The following is a 15,882-nucleotide window of genomic DNA, read 5'->3' on the forward strand; positions in this document are numbered from 1 at the left end:
CTGCCGTCAGCCGCGGACGCCCTTCGCGGTCACCCGAAGGAGCACCACACCGTGCGACGGCACGGTCGCCGTGATCGGTTCCTTGGTCACGCTGAGCCGGTGCGTCCAGACGTCCTTGAGGAGGTATGCCGCCGCGCTCGGGAGGCCGGCCTCCGCCGCGGTCGTGGCGATGGTGGCCGCCTCGGGACCCCGGTTGAGCAGCGCGACCGCACGTGAGCCGTCGGCGAGCGGCTTGGCCCAGACCTCGAGGTCGCCGTCGTCACGGACCCGGACCCCCTGTGCGGCAAGCGGGTCCTGGTCGATGGCGATGACCTCCTGGTTGGTCAGGATCGCCTGGGTCGCGGAGCTCATCGTCGTCAGGTCCAGGCCGGTGATGAGCGGCGCCGCGATGACCGCCCACATGCTGAAGTGCGACCGCTGCTCCTCCAGCGACATCTCTCGCGTGGTGCCCGGGATCGGGTACCCGTCGCGAAGCACCGCCGTGACACCAACCATGAGCATGTCCGGGTCGTTGAAGCCGCCCGGGCCGACGGCGCCGGCGAGCGGGTCCTGACGGTCGATCGACTGGAGCACGCCGTTGCCGGTGGCGCAGTCCCAGCAGTTGCCGATGTCGCCGTTGGTGCGCCAGAGCTGCCCGACCCCTTGGGCCCAGAGCCACGGCCGGCTCTGGCCGGAGAGGCTGTAGAGCATCGGCCGGCCGGTCTCGCGGAGGGCGTCGCCCATGCGGAGGGCGCCCTGGCGAAGCGCCTCCTCGATCGACGTGTCGTTGCTGATCGTGATGCTGTTGGCGCCCGCGTGGAGGGGCACGCTGACCGTGCGGGTCACCGTGGAGTCCCAGCCGTTGTTCATGGCGGTCGTCACGCTGGGGAAGCCAGCGGTGACGTCCGCCGCGTTGAAGTTCACCCTCGTGGTCACCGGTGCGGCGTCGTTGGCCTGGACCTGCGCTTGCGCCCTGCCGTACGTGGTGTTCAGGTAGCCGCGCGCCTGCCCGTAGTTGGGCAGCACCAGTTGCAGATCCAGCTGGTACGTGCCATCTGCGGGCACGCTCACGTTCTCGAAGCGGAGCGACCCCTTGTCGATCCCGATCCCGGCGACGCGCTGGCCCGAGCAGGTCCCGCGGGACGCCGGCATGCCCTGCATCGGTGCGCATGCGCTGATGACGGCGCGCCCGCCGAGGACGTTGCCGGGAGCCTCGGCCTCGACTGTGGTGACGACCGTGGTGCCCTGCCGAACCGAGATACGGTCCACGTCCGGGGCCGGCGGCGTCGTGTCCGGCGCCACGTCGAACGTGCACCGGTCGTACTTGACGTAGTCGACGCCCCAGCTCGCGAACAGCTCGGCGTCCTGGCGCTCGCCGCCGGGAGCGCTCTGGGTGCCGGGAGACTCCCGCCCGCAGTCGGTCATGCCCATCGGCTGGTGCACTCCGAGCTTGAGCCCCTTCGAGTGGACGTAGTCGGCGACCGCCTTCATGCCGTTGGGGAAGCGCTGCGGGTGCGCGACCAGGTTGCCTGCGGCGTCCCGGTCGGGGGCGCGCCAGCCGCCGTCGATCGTCAGGTAGTCGTACCCCGCGTCCCGCAGGCCCGAGGCGACCATGGCATCAGCCTGGCGGCGGATCAGCTCGTCGCTGATGTCACGGCCGAAGCTGTTCCAGCTGTTCCAGCCCATCGGGGGTGTGGGCGCCACGGTGAGGGACCCGCCGCTGGTCGGCGTGCCGTCGTCACCGTCGGTGTCGCCAGCGCTCGCGCCCGCTGAGCCGGCTCCGGCCGTGGCCACCAGGGCACACAGCGCGAGTGTGGTCAGGGCGATCCGGGTCTTGCGTACAGCCACTTCGAACTCCTCTCGTTCACCACCGTCGTTGGTTGCTCATCGAGTTACGTGGTAATACCACTGAAGTCTTACCATCATGCACAGCTCGGTGAAACCCTCGTCCCAGCGACCAGTGGCCTGATGCGTCTCGCGGCCGGGCTGCGGACTCCGTCAGCCGTCGGGGCGTGTGACAGTGACCACTCGATGGGTTGCGCCACGCACGCGAGCAGCCCGTTGACGTCGGACGTCAAGGGCGGGTTGTGCCACAGTGGGGCCGTGGCACCGTCGACGCCTGCGCCAACGCCGGCCTTCTTCCTGGCAGGCGGCACCGGCATCTCCGCCGAGACGCTCGGCAACATGATGCTCCAGCGCTTCCCGACCGTCGCCTTCCTGCGCCGCAAGATCCCGTTCATCATGAGCGTCGACCGGGCCCGGGAGGTCGTGGCCGAGCTCGACGCCGCGATGACCGACTCGGTGACCCCGCTCGTCTTCTCGACGGTGTCCGACGAGGACGTGCGGGCCGAGCTGCTGAAGACCCGGTGCGCCTTCGTCGACCTCTTCGGCTCCCACCTCGCGACCGTCGAGCACGTCCTGCACGTCAACGCCGCCGGGCACGTCGGCGCCCTGCACGGCGTCGGTGACCTGGGCCGCTACGAGGCCCGGATGCGCGCCGTCGAGTTCGCGATGGAGCACGACGACGGGCAGAGCATGCGCAACCTCGCGAAGGCCGACCTGATCCTCATCGCGCCCTCCCGGTGCGGCAAGACGCCGACGTCGATCTACCTCGCCCTGCAGCACGGCATCAAGGTCGCGAACTACCCCCTCGTCGAGGAGGACTTCGAGTCCAGCGACCTTCCGCGGCCCGTCCGTTCGTATGCCGCCAAGTGCTACGGGCTGTCATCGACCCCTGCCCGGCTCAGCCAGGTGCGCGGCGAGCGCCGCCCGAACTCGCGGTACGCCAGCCTCGCGCAGTGCAGCTACGAGCTGCGGCGGGCGGAGGCGATGTACCGCGCCCACCGCGTGCCCGTCGTCAACTCGTCCGCGATGTCCGTCGAGGAGATCGCTGCGATCATCATGCAGACTCGGCATCTCGACGACGTCGGCTGAGCCGCGAGCAGGCACGACCCGCAGACCGACCCGCAACGCACGACCCGCACGCACGAATCGCACGCAGAAGACCACAGACACGACCCCGCAGCGCGCACGACGGAAGGACCAAGGGTGACCGAGAACGTGATGAGGTTCGCCGACCTCGGACTGGACGATGTCGAGCTGGTGGGTGGCAAGAACGCCTCCCTCGGCGAGATGGTGCAGCACCTCTCGGCTGCGGGGGTGTCGGTGCCGGACGGGTTCGCCACCACTGCCGACGCCTACCGGCGGTTCCTGGCGGAGGACGGCCTCGCCGACCGGATCAACGCGCTGCTGGCCGACCTCGACGTCGACGACACGCGCCGGCTGGCCGAGGTCGGGGCGAGCATCCGCGCGCAGGTGGAGGCGCAGGCCTTCCCGGCGGACCTCGAGAAGGACGTCAGGGCGGCATACGAGGCGCTGGCGGGCGAGCACGATGGTGAGCAGGGTGGTGAGCAGGGTGGTGAGCGGGGTGGCGACGTCAGCTTCGCGGTGCGCTCGAGCGCGACGGCGGAGGACCTGCCGGACGCCTCGTTCGCCGGGCAGCAGGAGACGTTCCTCAACGTGCGGGGCATCGACAACGTGCTGCACGCGATCAAGCTCGTCTTCGCCTCGCTGTACAACGACCGCGCCATCGCCTACCGGGTGCACAGCGACTTCGACCACTCGGTGGTGGCGCTGTCGGCGGGAGTGCAGCGGATGGTGCGCTCGGATGTCGGCTCCTCGGGCGTGATGTTCACGATGGACACCGAGTCCGGGTTCCGAGACGCGGTGTTCATCACGAGCAGCTACGGGCTCGGCGAGGCGGTCGTGCAGGGTGCCGTGAACCCCGACGAGTTCTACGTCTACAAGCCCGCCCTGCGGGCCGGCCGCCCCGCGATCCTCAAGCGCGGGGTCGGCGGCAAGGCGACCAAGATGGTCTACACGAGCGACTCGAGCGTCGGGCGCACCATCGACTTCGTCCCGGTGCCGGAGCGGGACCGCGCGCTGCTGTCGATCACCGACGACGACGTCACCGAGCTCGCTCGCCATGCGGTGCGCATCGAGGAGCACTACGGCCGTCCGATGGACATCGAGTGGGGCAAGGACGGGGTCGACGGCAAGGTCTACATCCTGCAGGCCCGCCCGGAGACGGTGCAGTCGCGGCAGAGCGGGTCGACGATGCGCCGGTTCCGGATGGACGAGCGCGGCCCGGTGGTCGCGGAGGGGCGGGCCATCGGGCAGAAGATCGGCGCCGGGACCGTGCGGGTGCTCGACTCGATCGAGGCCATGCACGACTTCGAGGCCGGCCAGGTGCTCGTCGCCGACATGACCGACCCCGACTGGGAGCCGATCATGAAGCGCGCCAGCGCGATCGTCACCAACCGGGGCGGGCGCACCTGCCACGCCGCGATCATCGCCCGCGAGCTGGGCATCCCCGCGGTCGTGGGCACCGGCTCGGCGACGAGGTCGCTCGCCGAGGGCCAGGAGGTCACGGTGTCATGCGCCGAGGGCGACACCGGCTTCGTCTACGACGGGCTGCGCAGGTTCACGGTCAGCGAGACGGCACTCGACGAGCTGCCCGAGGTGCCGGTCAAGATCATGATGAACGTCGGCACCCCCGAGCAGGCGTTCGAGTTCTCGCGGCTGCCGAACAAGGGTGTGGGCCTGGCTCGGCTCGAGTTCATCATCAACCGCCAGATCGGCATCCACCCGAAGGCGCTGCTCGAGCTCGACGACCAGGAGCCCGCGGTCCGGGCCGAGATCGCTGCGCACATCGCGGCATACCCGAGCCCGCGCGACTTCTTCGTCCAGCGCGTCGCCGAGGGCGTCGCGACCATCGCGGCGGCCTTCGCGCCCGAGCCCGTGATCGTGCGCATGTCGGACTTCAAGTCCAACGAGTATGCCGGCCTGCTGGGTGGGGAGCGGTACGAGCCGCACGAGGAGAACCCGATGATCGGCTACCGGGGGGCGGCGCGGTACCTGTCGGCCGACTTCGCGGAGTGCTTCGCGATGGAGTGCGAGGCGCTGAAGTACGTCCGCGACGAGATGGGCCTGACCAACGTCAAGATCATGATCCCGTTCGTGCGCACGGTAGCCGAGGGCGCGGGCGTCATCGACCTGCTCGCCCAGCACGGGCTGCGCCGCGGTGAGAACGACCTTCAGGTCGTGATGATGTGCGAGGTCCCGTCCAACGCGGTCAACGCCGACGAGTTCCTCGACCACTTCGACGGCTTCTCGATCGGGTCCAACGACATGACCCAGCTGACTCTCGGCCTGGACCGTGACTCCTCGCTCGTCGCCGGCTCGTTCGACGAGCGCGACCCGGCCGTGAAGAAGATGCTGTCGCTGGCGATCTCGGCCTGCCGCGCTCGGGGGAAGTACGTCGGCATCTGCGGCCAAGGCCCGTCCGACCACCCAGACCTTGCGGAGTGGCTGCTCGACCAGGGCATCGAGTCGATGTCGCTCAACCCTGACACCGTCGTCGAGACCTGGCTGCGCCTGGCCCGGCACCGGGCGGACGCGACAGCCGGCTGACCCAGCCACCGACGTATGCCGGCCGGCCGCTCAACGCGACCGGCCGGCATACGCGGGTGGTGAGATCACCGGGCTGCGGCTTCGGGGGCTCCCACTCCCATCGCGACGTACGTGACCTCCTGGAACTCGGCGAGCCCGAAGGCCCCGCCCTCGCGACCGAGGCCGGACTGCTTGACCCCGCCCATCGGCGCGAAGGTCGCCGTGGGCAGGGCGTGGTTGAGCCCGATGATGCCCGCCTGCAGCTGTGCGGTCAGCGTCGCCGCGCGTGACACGTCGCGCGTGTAGAGGTATGCCGCGAGGCCCATCTCCGTGTCGTTGGCCCGGCGCACGACGTCCGTGGTGTCGGTGAAGCGGAACACCCCGGCCGCCGGCCCGAAGACCTCCTCGCGAGCCAGCCGGCAGGTATCGGGTGCGTCGACCACGAGCGCGGGAGCGCAGAACGACCCGCCGGAGGTCTCCCGGTCTTGGGTCGCGAGGCGTCCTCCCTGGTCGAGCGCGTCCTGGACGATGGCGGACACCTCCGCGGCCCGGGCCCCGTCGATGAGCGGGCCGAGGTCAGGAGCCGGGTCGCCCACCGGGTCGCCCAGGGTCATGGCGTCGACCTGCTTGGCCATCCTCCCGACGAACTCGTCGAAGACGTCGTCGTGCACGAAGAACCGGTTGGCGGCGATGCACGACTGGCCGTTGTTGCGGAACTTGGCGAGCATGGCGCCCGAGACGGCGGCATCGAGGTCGGCGTCCGGCATGACGATGAAGGGTGCGTCGCCGCCCAGCTCGAGCAGCGGCCGCACCACTCGCGCGGCCGCCTGAGCCATGATCGAACGGCCGACCGGCGTCGACCCGGTGAACGTCACCACGCGCACGGCCGGGTGCTCGAGCAGGGTGGACGTCGTCGCGCCGGCAGGGCCGTGCACGAGGTTGATGACCCCATGCGGTACACCTGCATCGTGGAGACAGGCGATCATCTCGGTCACGGCGAGGGGGCACTTCTCGGACACCCGGGCGACCACGGTGCAGCCCGCGGCGAGGGCCGGGGCGAGCTTGCGGGCCTGGATGGAGCACGGGAAGTTCCACGGGGTCAGGCTGAGGACCACGCCGGCGGGCGCGTGCAGGCTCAGGTGCCGCACCTGCGGGTTCTCCTGCGGGTAGAGCGACCCGTGTGGGCGGCGGATCTCCTCGGCGAACCATCGGAAGTACTCTGCCGAGAGTCGCACCTCGGCGGTGGCGTCGGACAGCAGCTTGCCGCTCTCGCGGGCGAGCAGCAGCGCGATGGTCGAGCCGCGTGAGTCGATCAGGTCGGCTGCGGCGTGCAGCACGGTGGCGCGCTGGCGCGCGGTCAGCCCGGACCAGGCCGGGAACGCCGAGGCCGCCGCATCCGCTGCCTCGGTCGCGAGCTCGGGGCCGTCGTAGGCCAGGTGCCCGATGACCGCCCCGTCGACGGGGGAGAGCACCTCGCGACGCGCTCCGGTGTCGACCCAGGAGCCGTCGATGAGGTGAGAGGCAAGATGGGACATGCGACCTCCAGGAATGACGTAAGTGGACTGACCTCTAGCCAGTGATAGGTCAGTATGCCATGCGGGGCTCCCGGCCCACGGTTCGCGCGAAGTCGTCGCGGAAACCATTGACAGGGCCGCTCTGAGGCGGCAACCTAAGGTGACCAGAGGTCAGACCACCACTATTCTCACCACCATCCTCACATTGGAGGCCGAATGACCAGGCACGCAGTGGATGGCCCTCTCCGGACGACGCAGTCCCTGCGCCGTCGGCGAGGATCCTTCTCGGCCGTTGCCGCGGCTGTTGCCATGACAGCTGTCGTCCCACTCGCCGCATGCTCGTCGTCGTCGGACGGCGCGTCGTCCGATGGCCAGGCAACCCTGACGTTCGCGTCCTGGGACGCCGCGGAGGCCGCGACGCGCGACTCCACGCTGGCGCTCGTCAAGAAGTTCGAGTCGGAGCACCCGAGCATCAAGGTGAACCTCACCCCGATCCCGTTCAGCGACTTCGAGCAGAAGGTCCTGCTCCAGGTCCAGAGCGGCTCGGCACCAGACGTGCTCCAGACGTCCGGCAACTACACCGCCAACTTCGCGGCGGCGGGCGCGCTCGAGCCGCTCAACACCATGGCCGGAGGCAGCTACCTCAGCGACGTGACGCCCGCGGTCGCCGATGTCGGCAAGATCGACGGCAACCTGTACTCGGTGCCGTGGGCCCTGCAGCCCGTGGGCTTCTGGTACAACAAGACGCTGCTCGCCAAGGCCGGCCTCGACCCGAACTCGCCGCCGAAGACGATCGACGACCTGCTCGCGGCCCTGCGCAAGCTCAAGAGCATCCCGGATGTGATCCCGCTGGGCATCGACTCCACGAACCGCGTGTTCGGCCTGGACGTCAGCTGGCCGTGGATGCGGGCGTTCGGTGCCGAGCCGGTCAAGGACGGCGCCGCCAACGTCAACACGCCCGAGATGAAGAGCTACCTCAGCTTCATGCGGACCTTGGCCACCGAGAAGCTCACCGAGGTCAACCAGAAGATCGGCTACTTCCGCCCCCTCGCGGCCCAGGACAAGGTGGCCTTCATCTGGGACCAGCCGATCCTCGAGCCGACCGTCAAGGCTGCCGCTCCCGGCGCGAAGTCGACGTTCAACTCGACCTGGGGCGTCACGACCCTGCCGACCGCAGCCGGAGGCCAGTCGTACTCCGTCCCGCAGGACCACGCGCTCGCGATCTCCAAGACGGCCAAGAACAAGGAGGCCGCCTGGACCTTCGTCGACTGGCTGACCCGCAACGAGGCGGCTCTCGACCACGTCGTCGCCGACAAGGGGGCCCTGCCGCCGACGAACAAGCCACCGGCCTCGGTGCAGGCGAAGGTCGACGCGGACCCCGCGCTCGTCGCGTTCCGTGACCAGGTCGTGTCGACGGTCATCCGGCCGCCGTGGGGCCCGAAGTACGCCAAGGCCTACGAGCCCATCATGGTCGGCGTGCAGCAGATGATGACGACGACGAGCTCCGTGGACGCGATCGCGGACCAGATCCAGACCAGTCTCTCGACTGCGCTGAAGTAACGTTCTCGGCCCGCGTCCGGACGCACGGACCCGGTCGGTGCCCAGGCACAGCCCCTGCCTGGGCACCGGCCGCTTCCACGGCCGGCCCACGTGAAGCACGAACTCGACAAGGGAGTTGACGTAGCAGTGTCTGTGGCAATCGAGCGGAAGCGAGGCCAGCAACGCTCCGGCGCACCGAAACCTCGCCGGACGCCTTGGCTCGACTGGCTGGTCGTGCCGACGGTGGTGATCCTCATCGTCGTCGTCGCGTACCCCGTGGTCCGGGCGGTGATGCTTTCCTTCACCGAGTACAGCCTCATCACGGGGGACGCCGGGTCGCGCCCGGTCGGCCTCGACAACTACGCCCAGATCGTCAAGGACCCGATCTTCTGGCAGGCCGTGCGCAACACCGTCTACTTCGCGGTCGCGTCCCTCATCGGTGGCGGGCTGGTCGGGCTGGCCCTGGCGCTCGCGACCGAGAACCTCGGCGGCAAGTGGCGCTTCGTCCGCGGCGCCCTTCTCACGCCGTGGGCGATCCCGGTCATCGTCGCGGCCTTCCTGTTCCAGTACCTCTTCCTCGACCGTGGCGGCATCATCAACGACGCCCTCATGACGACGGGCATCATCGACCAGCCGATCCCGTGGCTGACCTCCGGCGACTACGCCCTGGCGGCCACGATCATCGCCAACATCTGGCAGACCGCACCGTTCTTCCTGCTCGTCTTCACCGCGGCCCTGCGCAGCGTCCCCAACGAGGTCATCGAGGCGGCACGGATCGACAAGTCGGGCCCGTGGACGCTGATCTGGCGGATCAAGCTGCCCTACCTCGCTGCGCCGGGCGTCATCGCCGCGGTGATCATGACCGTGCAGAACGTCAACCAGTTCCCGCTCATCTGGGCGATGACCCAGGGCGGGCCCGGCTACAGCACGACGACCCTGACCATCTACCTCTACCGGCTCGTCTTCGTCAGCTACAACGTCGGCTACGCGTCGGCCATCGGCGTCGTCTGGCTCGTCATCATGCTCCTGGTGACCGCGGTGTTCCTCAAGCGCAGAAAGGCGGGAGCCCGATGAGCGCCACGGCCCGCACCACGTCGAGCACGCCAGCGCCCGACGACACGAACGCCCGACCGGCCGGCCCGTCCGGGACGCCCCCGAGGTCGCCCGGGTCCGCGACGACCCCGATCGGCGCCCGCCCCTGGCGCCGCCTCGGTCGCGGCGCGGTCCCGGCGCTGCTCATCGTCCTCGGACTCGGGATGGTGCTCGGGCCGATCTACTGGATGGTCGCGGCCTCGTTCAAGACCCAGACCGAGGTAACCGCGCTCCAGCCGACCCTCTTCCCGCACGACCCGACGATGCAGAACTACCAGGGGCTCGTCACGGGCAGTATGCCGTTCACCTCCTTCTTCGCGAACAGCGTCGTCACCTCGCTGCTGACTGCGGTCGGAGGCACGCTGATCTGCGCTCTCGCGGGCTACAGCTTCTCTCGAGGCGCCTACCGGCTGCGCGGCACGCTGAGCATGTCGGTGCTCGCGATCCAGATGCTGCCCTTCGTCGTCATCATCGGTCCGCTCTACCTGCTCATGCTCAAGCTCGGGCTGCTCAACACCTACTTCGGCCTGATCCTCGGCTACACGACCTTCGCCCTGCCGTTCGGCGCCTGGATGATGAAGGGCTTCATCGACGGGGTCCCGATCGAGATCGAGGAGGCGGCCCGGGTCGACGGCTACTCCCGTGTCGCGATCCTGTTCCGGGTCGTGCTGCCGCTGACGGTGCCGGGCCTGGCCACGACTGCCGTCATCATCTTCATCAACTCGTGGAACAACCTGCTCTACCCGCTGACCCTGATGACCGACACGGAGAAGCTGACGCTGCCGCCCGGCCTGATGCAGACCTTCAACGGGCAGTTCCAGTTCGACTGGGGCGGGATGATGGCGGCGACGACCGTCACGAGCCTGCCGCTCGTCATCGCCTTCTTCGCGGTGCAGCGGTACATGGTCCGCGGCATGACCGCCGGCGCCCTCGGGGGCACGTGATGGCGATCGACACGGGCCTGGCCGGCCGTAGCGTGCTCGTCACCGGTGGCGCCGCCGGGATCGGGGCGGCGATCGCCCACCGCTTCGCTCGCGAGGGTGCGCACATCACGATCGCCGACCGCGACGAGGTGGCACTCGCCCGGACCGCCGACGAGATCGCCCTCGAGGGCGGCGTCTGCGACACGGTCGGCGTCGACCTCGCCGACGCCGCAGCGCGAGGCCAGGTCGTGGCGCGGACCGTCGCTGCGCGCGGAGGCCTCGACGTGCTCGTCAACAACGCCGCGACCGTCGGCGCCAGGTTCGGGCTCGGCGAGCTCACCGAGGACGACTGGGACCGCGTGCTGACCACGAACCTCAAGGCGGCGGCATTCCTCTCCCAGGACGCCGCTGCGGTCATGCGCCCGGGCGCCACCATCGTCAACGTCTCGGCGATCCAGGAGTACCTGCCCCTGGAGGGGCACATTCCCTACATCGCGAGCAAGGGTGGCGTCTCGGCACTGACCCGGGCGCTGGCCGTCGAGCTCGCGCCACGCGGCATACGGGTCAACTCCGTCGTGCCCGGCTGCATCGAGTCACCCGGGATGCAGCTCGAACGCGACCGCAACACGATCGGCGACACGATCGGCGACACGATCGGCGACATCGCCGGCGACACCGTCGGCGACACGGCCCAGCCCAGCGCTCCGGCGAGCGCTCCTGTCGCCAGCCTCCTGCGCCGCATGGGCCTGCCCAGCGAGGTGGCCGAGGCCGTGCTCTTCCTGGCGTCCGACGGCGCCTCGTTCATCACCGGGGCGGCGCTCCACGTCGACGGGGGGCGGCGCATGAGCCGGCGACCCGACGGCCTCACCGCCGAACCCACCCCAACCCGCGTGGAAGGATCCGCCTAGTGGCCAGCATCACCCTCGTCGGCGTCCAGAAGGACTTCGGCGGCGAGCCCATTCTCAAGTCGTGCGACCTGAAGATCGAGGACCACGAGTTCCTCGTCCTCGTCGGACCGTCCGGGTCCGGCAAGACGACGCTGCTTCGCATCATCTCCGGGCTGGAGACGGCCACGGCCGGTGACATCTACTTCGACGACACTCTGGTCAACGGGGTGGATGTCGGCGACCGCGACATCGCGATGGTGTTCCAGAACTACGGGCTCTACCCGCACATGTCCGTCTACCAGAACATGGCGTTCGGCCTGAAGCGACGCAAGATCTCCAAGCCGGAGATCGACGCCAAGGTGCGCGCCGCGGCCGAGCTGCTCGGCATCGGCGCCATGCTCGAGAGACGGCCACGCCAGCTCTCCGGCGGACAGCGCCAGCGGGTCGCCCTCGGCCGCGCCATCGTGCGCGACCCGTCGGTGTTCCTGCTCGACGAGCCGCTGTCCAACCTCGACGCGCACCTGCGCACCCAGATGCGCGCGGAGATCCTGCGGATCCACCGGTCGGTGACCGCGACGGCCGTCTACGTGACCCACGACCAGGTCGAGGCCCTGACCATGGGCGACCGGATCGCGGTGATGAGCGACGGCGTGATCCAGCAGATCGACACTCCCGAGCGGCTCTACGACAAGCCGGCGAACCAGTTCGTCGCGGGCTTCATCGGCACGCCGCCGATGGGCTTCGTGACGGCCGTCGTGCACTGGGACGGCGACGTGGCGCGCGCCAGGTCAGACTGGCTGGACGTGCAGATCCCGCCCGAGGTGGCTCGCCTGCTCGGTGGCCGGCCGGAGGTCGTCGTCGGCGTCCGCCCCGAGAGCTACACGCTCACCGGTGAGGCGAACGGCTCCGGTGCGTCGCGGATCGATGGCGTCGTCGACGTGATCGAGCCCCTGGGCGCCGAGCAGCACGTCATCATCCGGTGCGACGACGCGCGGCTGACCACGCGACTGCCGCGCCGCAACCGGATGGAGGTCGGCACGCGGGCGACGTTCGAGCTCGACGACCAGGGCATCCACTTCTTCGACACCGCGACCGGGAAGGCCATCCGGGAGGACGTGGAGTGAGCGGCACGACTACGAGCACCGGCACGAGCAGCATGACCGCCGACCGCATCGAGAGCGTCACGACGCACCTGGTCGCGCCCCGCTGGATCTTCGTCCGGGTCACCACGGCCGCCGGGCTGACCGGCTGGGGCGAGGCCATCGTCCCCAAGCGGGCTCGGGCCGTGGTCGGCGCGGTCGCCGATCTCGCAGACAACCTCGTCGGCCACGACCCGGGCCGCATCGAGGAGCTGGCAGCCCGGATGCGGCAGGGCGGCTTCTTCCGTGACGGGCCGGTCCTGGCCACCGCGGCCGCCGCCGTCGAGCACGCGCTGTGGGACATCAAGGGCCGGCGCCACGGCCTGCCGGTGCACGAGTTCCTCGGCGGGCCGGTGCGAGAGCGGACCCGCCTCTACGCGTGGGTCGCCGGAGACCGGCCCACAGATCCGGTCCCCGACGTGCGCCGTCGCGTCGAGCAGGGGTTCACGATGGTCAAGATGAACGCCACCGCCGAGCTTGACCACATCGACAGCTTCGACAAGGTCGAGGCGGCGGTCGACCGGGTCGCGCAGATCCGCGGAGAGTTCGGCTCGTCGGTAGACATCGCGCTGGACTTCCACGGCCGGGTCAGCCGCGCCATGGCCAAGGTCCTGCTCAAGGAGCTGGAGCCACTCCGGCCGTTCTGGCTCGAGGAGATCCTGCCGCCCGGGCTGGAGGACCAGCTGCCGTCGGTCATCCCGGCCGGGTACACCGTGCCGATCGCGACGGGGGAGCGACTGCTCCACCGGATCCAGTTCGCCCGGCTGCTGCGTCACGGCGTCGTCGACGTCGTCCAGCCGGACGTCAGCCTCACCGGCATCTACGAGCTGGCGAAGATCGCGCACCTCGCCGAGGCCTACGGTGTCGGCGTCGCGCCGCACTGCCCGAACGGCCCGATCTCGCTGGCCGCATCGCTCCAGGCGGGCTATGCCCTCGAGAACGTCATCGTCCAGGAGCAGAGCCTCGGCCTGCACTACAACGCCGGGTATGCCGGTCTCCCGACCGCCGAGATGCACGACTACCTCCTCGACCCGACCCTGCTCCGGCCCGAGGGGGGCTACCTGCCGCGCCTCACCGGGTCCGGCCTCGGCATCGACATCGACAAGCCGGCCGTCGAGAAGTCGCCGCCGTTCCGGCTGGAGGACCCCGACTGGCGCCACGCGGACGGGAGGGTGGCCGAATGGTGACCCTGCCCCGAGGGACGTATGCCGCTCTGGCCACCCCCGTGACCGACGACGGCACGCTGGACCGCGATGGTCTCGAGCGGCTCGTCGAACGCGTGGTCGCCGGGGGCGTCGACGGCATCTCGCCGTGCGGCTCGACCGGTGAAGGTCCCCGGCTCACCGTCCAGCAGCGCCTCGAGGTCACGCGCAGTGTCGTCGCCGCGAGCCCCGCGACAGTCGTCGCCGGCATCTCGTGGAACGCCCTGCCGGATGCCCTCGCAGAGCTGGAGGCCTTGGGAGACATAGGAGTCCACGGCGCACTGGTCGCCCCACCGTCGTACTTCCCGTCCATGGACAGCGAGCTCGTGGCGGCATACGGCTCGATCGCCGACCGCTCACCGGTGCCCGTCGTGCTCTACAACATCCCGATGTTCGCGCGGTCGGCGCTGGGCGACGGGGTCGTCGCCGAGCTGATGACCCACCCGAACATCGTGGGGATCAAGGACAGCAGCCGCGACCTCGAGTACCTCGGGCGGGTGCTGGAGGCACGGCGGCGTGCGGGGCTCGACGACTCGTTCCGGGTCTTCACGGGGACCGACACGCTGCTCGTGGCGAGCCTGCTCGCGGGCGCCGACGGCTGCATCGCGGCCAGCGTCAACCTCGTGCCGGAGCTGAGCCGGGCCATTGTCGACAGCATCGAGACCAACCTGGCCGGGGCGCTCGGCGTCCAGGCGCGGCTCACCGACGTCGTCTACGCCTGCCGCCGGGGCAGCCCCCCGGCCGGGTGGAAGGCTGCCCTCCACGCGGCCGGGGTCTGCGGGCCCGGGCTCGTGCCGCCCGCCATCGGGCTCGGCGCCGGTGAGATCTCGGACGTGCGAGGCCGCCTCGCCGAGCTGGGAGTGAGCGGGGTGCTGCAGTGAGCCTGCGGCTCGAGGTCGTCATCCCGGGCCGAGACGAGCTCGGCGAGTCTCCCGTCTGGGACGCCCGCTCGGACACGTTGTGGTGGGTCGACATCCACGGCAAGAAGGTGCACCGCTGGTCGAGCCGGTCCGGAGCACGCGAGACGCGCCGGTTCCGTGACCCCGTCGGTGCCGTCGCGCTGCGGGAGGCCGGAGGGGTCGTGCTGGCCGCGGGCATGTCCTGCCTCGAGCTCGCCGACCTGGGCGGCACGCCCACCGAGGTGGCCCAGGTCGGCATGGGGGCTCGGATGAACGACGGTGCCGTCGACGCGGCGGGGCGGTTCTGGATCGGGACGCTCGCTGCAGATTCCAGGCCCGGCTCGGCCGCGCTCTACCTCGTCGACCTCGGCGGGCCGTTCCCGACTGTCGCGGAACGGCTCGTTGGCGTCACCATCTCCAACGGCATCGACTGGAGTCCCGACGGGTCGACGATGTACTACGTCGACACCGTGCTCGAGCGGGTCGAGGCCTTCGACTTCACCCTCGGCAGCGGGACGATCGGCGCTCGTCGGACCGTCGTGGACCTCTCGTCGGCGATCGGACGACCCGACGGGCTCTGCGTCGACGCCAACGGCGACCTCTGGGTTGCCATGGCGCGCGGCGGTGCCGTCCGCTGCCACGCGCCCTCGGGCGAGCTGCGCCTCGAGCTCGACGTCCCCGCGCCCGCGGTGACGAGCCTGGCGTTCGGCGGTCCGGGTCTCGACACGCTGTTCATCACCACTGGACGGTGGAGTGGCACAGCTGCCAGGCTGCGTGACCAGCCGATGGCCGGGTCCGTCTTCGCGCTGACCGGGACCGGGGCGACGGGGCGTCCGGTCCACCGGGTGCGGACGGCGTCCGCTCCTCGCCTCGCGCCCATGCCCTCCCCTGAACCGCTCTCCTGACCTCTCGTCGCCCCTTCCCCCAGTCGAGTGGCCACTTTGTCACGCGGCCCGCGGGGGGTTTGTGTGTCGAGGTGGCCCTTCGACGGGGGGACTCGAGTCGAGTGGCCACTTTGTCACGCGGCCCGGGGGGTTTGTGTGTCGAGGTGGCCCTTCGACGGGGGGACCCGAGTCGAGTGGCCACTTGGTCACGCGGCCCGCGGGGGGTTTGTGTGTCGAGGTGGCCCTTCGACGGGGGGACCCGAGTCGAGTGGCCTCTTGGTCACGCGGCCCGCGGGGGGTTTGTGTGTCGAGGTGGCCCTTCGACGGGGGGACTCGAGTCGAGTGGCCACTTTGTCACGCGGCCCGCGGGGGG

The 15,882-nt window shown here is 70.1% G+C and carries 12 protein-coding genes; 10 read left to right on the plus strand and 2 right to left on the minus strand.

The window, feature by feature from the left end:
• Positions 1-6: 6 nt before the first annotated feature.
• Positions 7-1,827 (minus strand): hypothetical protein, encoded by a 1,821-nt coding sequence (locus ACYVLP_RS08570; RefSeq protein WP_460626921.1) that lies wholly within the window; start codon positions 1,825-1,827, stop codon positions 7-9.
• A 255-nt stretch (positions 1,828-2,082) separates the two neighbouring features.
• On the opposite strand from ACYVLP_RS08570, the gene ACYVLP_RS08575 reads away from it, so the two are divergent.
• Positions 2,083-2,913 (plus strand): pyruvate, water dikinase regulatory protein, encoded by an 831-nt coding sequence (locus tag ACYVLP_RS08575; RefSeq protein WP_460626922.1) that lies wholly within the window; start codon positions 2,083-2,085, stop codon positions 2,911-2,913.
• A gap of 114 nt (positions 2,914-3,027) precedes the next feature.
• Positions 3,028-5,451 carry a phosphoenolpyruvate synthase gene (gene ppsA / locus ACYVLP_RS08580; protein WP_460626923.1) on the plus strand — a complete coding sequence of 808 codons (2,424 nt, stop codon included), beginning with the start codon at positions 3,028-3,030 and terminating at the stop codon, positions 5,449-5,451.
• Between the two features lie 65 nt (positions 5,452-5,516).
• Here the strand turns inward: ppsA and ACYVLP_RS08585 are convergent, their stop codons facing one another.
• On the minus strand, positions 5,517-6,965 hold the full coding sequence (locus ACYVLP_RS08585; RefSeq protein WP_460626924.1) for an NAD-dependent succinate-semialdehyde dehydrogenase: 1,449 nt from the start codon (positions 6,963-6,965) through the stop codon (positions 5,517-5,519).
• 288 nt (positions 6,966-7,253) lie between these two features.
• On the opposite strand from ACYVLP_RS08585, the gene ACYVLP_RS08590 reads away from it, so the two are divergent.
• From ACYVLP_RS08590 to ACYVLP_RS08625, 8 genes are all read left to right on the plus strand, one after another.
• Positions 7,254-8,504, plus strand: coding sequence for an ABC transporter substrate-binding protein (locus ACYVLP_RS08590; protein WP_460626925.1), 1,251 nt, complete (start codon positions 7,254-7,256; stop codon positions 8,502-8,504).
• 132 nt (positions 8,505-8,636) lie between these two features.
• Entirely contained in the window at positions 8,637-9,557 is a 921-nt protein-coding gene (locus ACYVLP_RS08595; protein ID WP_460626926.1) for a carbohydrate ABC transporter permease, read from the plus strand.
• A complete protein-coding gene (locus tag ACYVLP_RS08600; RefSeq protein ID WP_460626927.1) occupies positions 9,554-10,519 on the plus strand; it encodes a carbohydrate ABC transporter permease in 966 nt (321 codons plus the stop codon). The genes ACYVLP_RS08595 and ACYVLP_RS08600 overlap by 4 nt, the downstream gene beginning before the upstream one ends.
• Positions 10,519-11,406: an SDR family NAD(P)-dependent oxidoreductase gene (locus tag ACYVLP_RS08605; RefSeq protein WP_460626928.1), complete on the plus strand. Its 888-nt coding sequence runs from the start codon at positions 10,519-10,521 to the stop codon at positions 11,404-11,406. The genes ACYVLP_RS08600 and ACYVLP_RS08605 overlap by 1 nt, the downstream gene beginning before the upstream one ends.
• On the plus strand, positions 11,406-12,509 hold the full coding sequence (locus tag ACYVLP_RS08610; RefSeq protein ID WP_460626929.1) for an ABC transporter ATP-binding protein: 1,104 nt from the start codon (positions 11,406-11,408) through the stop codon (positions 12,507-12,509). Before ACYVLP_RS08605 ends, ACYVLP_RS08610 begins: the two co-directional genes overlap by 1 nt.
• A complete protein-coding gene (dgoD, locus tag ACYVLP_RS08615) occupies positions 12,506-13,711 on the plus strand; it encodes a galactonate dehydratase (RefSeq protein WP_460626930.1) in 1,206 nt (401 codons plus the stop codon). The genes ACYVLP_RS08610 and dgoD overlap by 4 nt, the downstream gene beginning before the upstream one ends.
• A complete protein-coding gene (locus ACYVLP_RS08620; protein WP_460626931.1) occupies positions 13,705-14,607 on the plus strand; it encodes a dihydrodipicolinate synthase family protein in 903 nt (300 codons plus the stop codon). The genes dgoD and ACYVLP_RS08620 overlap by 7 nt, the downstream gene beginning before the upstream one ends.
• Positions 14,604-15,530 carry an SMP-30/gluconolactonase/LRE family protein gene (locus tag ACYVLP_RS08625; protein WP_460626932.1) on the plus strand — a complete coding sequence of 309 codons (927 nt, stop codon included), beginning with the start codon at positions 14,604-14,606 and terminating at the stop codon, positions 15,528-15,530. The genes ACYVLP_RS08620 and ACYVLP_RS08625 overlap by 4 nt, the downstream gene beginning before the upstream one ends.
• The last annotated feature ends 352 nt before the right edge of the window (positions 15,531-15,882 follow it).

Source organism: Intrasporangium mesophilum (assembly GCF_054783095.1).